The 5,433-nt window shown below is 73.6% G+C and carries 5 protein-coding genes; 2 read left to right on the top strand and 3 right to left on the bottom strand.

What is annotated here, in order from left to right; genetic code table 11:
• The first annotated feature begins 391 nt into the window (after positions 1–391).
• Positions 392–1,801 (top strand): class II fumarate hydratase, encoded by a 1,410-nt coding sequence (locus DLJ47_RS08515; RefSeq protein ID WP_199235755.1) that lies wholly within the window; start codon positions 392–394, stop codon positions 1,799–1,801.
• Positions 1,802–1,899: 98 nt separating this feature from the next.
• Here the strand turns inward: DLJ47_RS08515 and DLJ47_RS08510 are convergent, their stop codons facing one another.
• A complete protein-coding gene (locus DLJ47_RS08510; RefSeq protein ID WP_109899511.1) occupies positions 1,900–2,448 on the bottom strand; it encodes a CGNR zinc finger domain-containing protein in 549 nt (182 codons plus the stop codon).
• Between the two features lie 85 nt (positions 2,449–2,533).
• Between DLJ47_RS08510 and DLJ47_RS08505 the strand changes: the two genes are divergently transcribed.
• Positions 2,534–3,508, top strand: coding sequence for an EamA family transporter (locus tag DLJ47_RS08505; protein ID WP_109899510.1), 975 nt, complete (start codon positions 2,534–2,536; stop codon positions 3,506–3,508).
• A 113-nt stretch (positions 3,509–3,621) separates the two neighbouring features.
• On the opposite strand, the gene DLJ47_RS08500 is transcribed toward DLJ47_RS08505, so the two are convergent.
• Together DLJ47_RS08500 and DLJ47_RS08495 are read right to left on the bottom strand one after the other, a co-directional pair.
• Positions 3,622–4,545 carry a DUF559 domain-containing protein gene (locus tag DLJ47_RS08500; RefSeq protein WP_109899509.1) on the bottom strand — a complete coding sequence of 308 codons (924 nt, stop codon included), beginning with the start codon at positions 4,543–4,545 and terminating at the stop codon, positions 3,622–3,624.
• A 213-nt stretch (positions 4,546–4,758) separates the two neighbouring features.
• Complete coding sequence (locus tag DLJ47_RS08495; RefSeq protein WP_109899512.1) at positions 4,759–5,367, bottom strand: IclR family transcriptional regulator; 609 nt, start codon at positions 5,365–5,367, stop codon at positions 4,759–4,761.
• Positions 5,368–5,433 lie beyond the last annotated feature (66 nt).

Here is a 5,433-nt window from a genome sequence, read left to right as displayed (position 1 = left end):
CACCGTCCGCGATTACGAACGGCTGCCCGCCCACCACGCCGCGATGGTCCAGTGGGCCATGGTCATCGTCATGGCCCGCCGCCTCGCCCGCCACCAGAACACCTGAAACCCTTATTTACCAGGCTCTGAGAGGCCGGAAGCGCGAAACCCGGCCCACCCACCGTCCGGAAGGCTGCCGGGTTCACTTCCAAGGAGCTACTGCTCCTGGCGACCGTAATGATACCCCTTGAGGGCCGGACGCTCACCTGCCGCGAGACGCCAACTCTGGAACGAGTGCGCTGGCGCTCGTCCTGTACCGAGATGCCGGTGGGACATGGGCGGCCCAATCCCGTCCGAGCCGCGCGGGTCCGCTCGGCGCGATCATCTGCACGGTGCCTCTCGGCGCGGCAGGATGGTACGCGTGACGACTCCAGAGGCGACGGGATACCGGATCGAACGCGACTCGATGGGCGAGGTGGAGGTGCCCGCCGAGGCGCTGTGGCGGGCGCAGACCCAGCGCGCGGTGCAGAACTTCCCGATCTCGGGCCGGGGCATCGAGCCGGCCCAGATCCGGGCGCTGGCCCAGATCAAGGGGGCGGCGGCCGAGGTCAACGGCGAACTGGGGGTGATCGACGCGAACGTGGCGTCGGCGATCGCCGCGGCGGCCGCGCACGTGGCCGACGGCGGCTACGACGACCAGTTCCCGGTCGACGTCTTCCAGACCGGGTCGGGCACCTCGTCCAACATGAACACCAACGAGGTGATCGCCACCCTGGCCAGCCGGGAGCTGGGCCGTGACGTGCACCCGAACGACGACGTGAACGCCTCGCAGTCCAGCAACGACGTCTTCCCGTCCTCGATCCACCTGGCCGCGACCGAGGCGGTGGCCCGTGACCTGCTGCCCGCGCTGGACCACCTCGCCGGGGCGCTGGAGGCCAAGGCGGAGGAGTTCGAGACGGTGGTCAAGGCGGGGCGTACCCACCTGATGGACGCCACGCCGGTGACCCTCGGGCAGGAGTTCGGCGGTTACGCCGCCCAGGTCCGCTACGGCATCGAGCGGCTGGAGGCGGCGCTGCCCCGGCTGGCCGAACTGCCGCTCGGCGGCACCGCGGTGGGCACCGGCATCAACACCCCGCTCGGCTTCGCCGCCGCCGTGATCGCCAAGCTGCGCGAGTCGACCGGGCTGCCGCTCACCGAGGCCCGCAACCACTTCGAGGCGCAGGGCGCCCGAGACGCCCTGGTGGAGACCTCCGGCCAGCTGCGTACCGTCGCGGTCGGGCTCTACAAGATGGCCAACGACATCCGCTGGATGGGTTCCGGCCCGCGGGCCGGCCTGCGCGAGCTGCGCATCCCGGACCTCCAGCCGGGCTCGTCGATCATGCCGGGCAAGGTCAACCCGGTGGTCTGCGAGGCGGTCCGGCAGGTCTGCGCCCAGGTGATCGGCAACGACGCGACGGTCGGGTTCGCCGGCTCGCAGGGCGACTTCGAGCTGAACGTCATGCTGCCGGTGATGGCCCGCAACATCCTGGAGTCGATCCGGCTGCTGGCCGCGTCGAGCCGCCTGCTCGCCGACCGCTGCGTGGTCGGCCTGGTCGCGGACGCCGAGGTCTGCCTGGCGTACGCGGAGGGCTCGCCGTCGATCGTCACCCCGCTGAACCGGTACGTGGGCTACGACGAGGCCGCCTCGATCGCCAAGGAGGCGCTGGCCAAGCAGATCTCCATCCGCGAGGTGGTGATCGCCCGCGGGCACGTGGACTCCGGCAAGCTCAGCGAGACCCAGCTGGAGGAGGCGCTCGACCTGCTCCGGATGACCCACCCCTGAGCCCGGCCTGCGGGCCGGCCGGGGGCGGTGGCACCCACGGGTCAGCGTCGGGCGGAGGCCTTGAGTCCGGCCCGACGGCGGGGCGGGTGTCGCGGGGGTCAGCGCTGGGCGGCGGCCGCCTTGCGGGCCCGGTAGGCGCTGACCGCGGCCCGGTTGCCGCAACTGGCGTCGCAGAACCGGCGGGAGCGGTTCTTCGACAGGTCGACCAGCACGTCGTCGCAGCCGGGACGCTCGCAGGTCCGCAGCCGGCTCAGCTCGCCGCTGCGGACCAGGTCGGCGATCGCCATCGCCGCCTCGACCGCCATCCGGGTCGCCAGCGGCGCGTCCCGGGGCACGGCGTGGATGTGGTACGGCTCGTCGTCGTGCGTGATGAGCTGCGGCAGCGCGTTGTGCTCGCGGAGCAGCCCGTTGACGATCCGGACGATCTCGTCGGCATCGGCGTGCCAGATCCGGCGGAGCCGGGGGCGTAGCTCGCGTACCGACTCCAGCTCGGCCTCGGTGTGCTCGTGCCGTCCGCTGTAGGAGTGGGCCACGAAGAAGGCGTCCAGCGCGGCGACGTCGGGCAGGCCCTCGCCGTCGGTGCCGTCGGTGTTGACGAGTGCCGCGGCGGCGATCAGGGAGCATTCGGTGTCATGGGCGAAGAGCAACTTGACTCCTGTCGGGGTGCCGGCCTAGCGTCATCGGCATAACCATAGTTTGCCCATGACGGTCCGCTCGTGCCAAGGAGAGCCCATGCGTCAACCACCCGCCGCCGGGGTCGGCCTCGGCCTGGCCCTGCTCTCCGCGGTCACGTTCGCCACGTCCGGCACCTTCGCCCGCTCGCTGATCGAGGCCGGTTGGTCGGCCCCCTCCGCCGTGATCGCCCGGGTCGGCATCGCCGCGCTGGTGGTGGCCGTGCCGGCGGCGGTCTCGTTGCGCGGAAAGTGGCACGTGCTGCGTCGTAACCTCGGCGTGCTCGGCGTCTTCGGACTGCTCGGGGTGGCGCTCGCCCAGGTCTGCTTCTTCAACGCGGTCCGCTACCTGCCGGTCGGCGTCGCGCTGCTGCTGGAATACCTCGGCATCATCCTGGTCGTCGGCTGGACGTGGCTGGTCCACGGGCAGCGCCCCCGCCGGTTGACCGTGGCCGGCTCAGTGGCCGCCCTGGCCGGGCTGGTCTTCGTCCTCGACCTCACCGGCGCCGGCCGGCTCGACCCGGTGGGCGTGCTCTGGGGCCTCGGCGCGGCGGTCGGCCTGGCCGGCTACTTCGTCCTGGCCGGCCGGGTCGACGCCGAGCTGCCCTCGGTGGTGATGGCCAGCGGCGGGATGGCGGTCGGCGGCGCCATCCTGCTCGCGGTCGGGCTCACCGGCGCGCTGCCGCTGCACGCCACCTTCGGCGACGTCAGCTTCGCCGGGCAGGTCACCAGCTGGCTGGTGCCGATCGCCGGCCTCTCCCTGGTGGCCGCCGTGGTCGCGTACCTGAGCGGGATCGCCGGCGCCCGGATCCTCGGCCCCCGGCTGTCGTCCTTCGTCGGGCTGACCGAGGTGATGTTCGCGGTGCTCATCGCCTGGCTGGTGCTGGGCGAGCTGCCGACCGTGGTGCAGCTCTTCGGCGGTGCGCTGATCGTCGCCGGGGTCGCCCTGGTCCGCCTCGACGAGCTGCGCGGGACGGACCTGGTTCCGGCGGCGGACACCGATCCGGCCCGACCCGTCCTCGCCGCCGACCGCTGACCCTCGGCCCAGCGGGCCCCGATCGGGTGGTCGTGGCGCCGCCGGGGATCGGGATGCGGCATCCTGGGCTGTCGACCCTGTCCGAAGACCCTGTTCGCCGCATATCGAGTCGATCACTCGGCCGTTCGCGAGCGGCGCCAGCCGCGCCCGGCCAGGGCGGACCGGATTTCGCGCAGCACCCCCGGGAAGTCCCGGTGCAGCCGGCGGCTGGTCACGTGCAGCACCAGCCATCCGGCGGCGACGAGCTGGTTGAGCCGCCGACGGTCGGCGTGCAGCTGATCGGGGTCGGCGTGCCAGTGCCCGTCGTACTCCACGGCGACCCGATAGTCGGGCCAGGCGAGGTCAGGGTGGAGCACGAGGCCGTTCGGCAGGCGGACGGGGTGCTGTACGACCGGCCGGGGCAGCCCGGCGAACATCAGCCGAACGCGCAGGTGGGATTCCGGCGGAGACTGGGCACCGGGATCGGCCAGGTCGAACACCCAACGGGCCCGCCCTCCGCCGGGCCGTTCGGCGTTCTGACGGGCGATGTCCGCCAAGGCGGCGCGAGTCGTCAGCCCTCGCGCGAGCAGAGTGTCGATGATCCCCACCGCGCGGACCGGATCAAGCCACACCGCCGTCTCCCAGGCGGCCCGGGCGGGACCCGTCCGCGGCGGATCGAATACGACGGTCCCAGCGGAGCGGGTCACGTCTGGTGCGGCCATCGAGTGCACGCGCAGCCCTCGCTGACTCCGTAGCCCGACGCCGCGGGGAACGATCACGTGGACGTGATCGGTGAAGCCGGCGGCGTGCTCGACCCCGTGCAGGTAGGCGGCGGACGGCCCGGCGATCGCCGCGTCGGCGGGTAACTGGAGCGCCGCCGCTCGACAGGCGAGGGCGTGATCGCGGTCGAGCCGGGTGTCGGCGTAGACGTCGCGACGCAGCCGGACCCAGGCGGCACTGCGGAGCTGATGCGAGGTGAGCAGGCCGCGGCGGACCGCCTCAGAACCGCGAAAGACCTGCCAGGCCAGGGCGGCCGGGCGGGATGGGATCGAGGGCATGCCGACCAGCGTGGGGCCCGTCCACCCACCCCCGACACCCCTGTGGACAACCGGCCGCCGGGCGGGCTACGCCGCTTGTGGATAACTCATCCGGCGGCCATCGGACGTGGTATGAGCGTGACTGATCAACTCCGTGTGCGGTATGTCGCGCCTTCCTCGGGGTCCGGACACCGCGAGATGCCGCATCCGGGGCGGCCGGCGGGCCGGGCCGGGTCAGGCGAGGGCGGTGGCGATGGCCTGGGCGGCGGCGAGGACCTGGGCACCGACCGCGTCGGTGTCCAGCGGGGCCAGCGCCACCACGCCGACGCTCGCCTCCAGGCCGGGCACCCCGAGCACCGGGGCGGCCACCCCGTACGCCCCGGACTGGAGTTCGCCGGCGCTGCTCACCGGGCCGGCGGCGCCCGACCGACCGGCGAGGATGGCCCGCCCGGCCGCCCCGCGCTCCAGCGGATGCCGGGCCCCGGTCCGGTACGCGACGTGGAACGACGTCCAGCTCGGCTCGACCACCGCGATGGCGACCCCCTCGCCGCCCTCGACGACGGTCAGGTGGGCGGTGGCGCCCGCCTGCTCGGCCAGCCGGCGCAGCGCGGGCAGCGCCCCCTCGGCGAGCAGCGGCTGGGCCCGCCGGGCCAGGTGCAGCACCCCGGCGCCGAGGCGCAGCCGGCCCTCCCCGTCGCGGCGCAACATGCCGTGCCCGGTCAGCGCGCCGACCAGGCGGTAGACCGCGGCCCGGCCGATGCCCAGCCGGTTCGCCGCCTCGGTGACGGTCAGCCCGCCCGGCGCGTCGGCCACGAGGTGCAGCAGTCGCAGCCCTCGGTCCAGGGTCTGCGCGGTCTCCCCGCCACCGGACGCCCGGTCGCCGGGCGGCTGGGTGGGACGGTCGCCGGG

It is taken from the genome of Micromonospora sp. S4605 (assembly GCF_003176715.1).
Classification (GTDB): Bacteria; Actinomycetota; Actinomycetes; order Mycobacteriales; family Micromonosporaceae; genus Micromonospora; species Micromonospora echinaurantiaca.
This window is presented reverse-complemented; position numbering and strand designations above follow the sequence as displayed.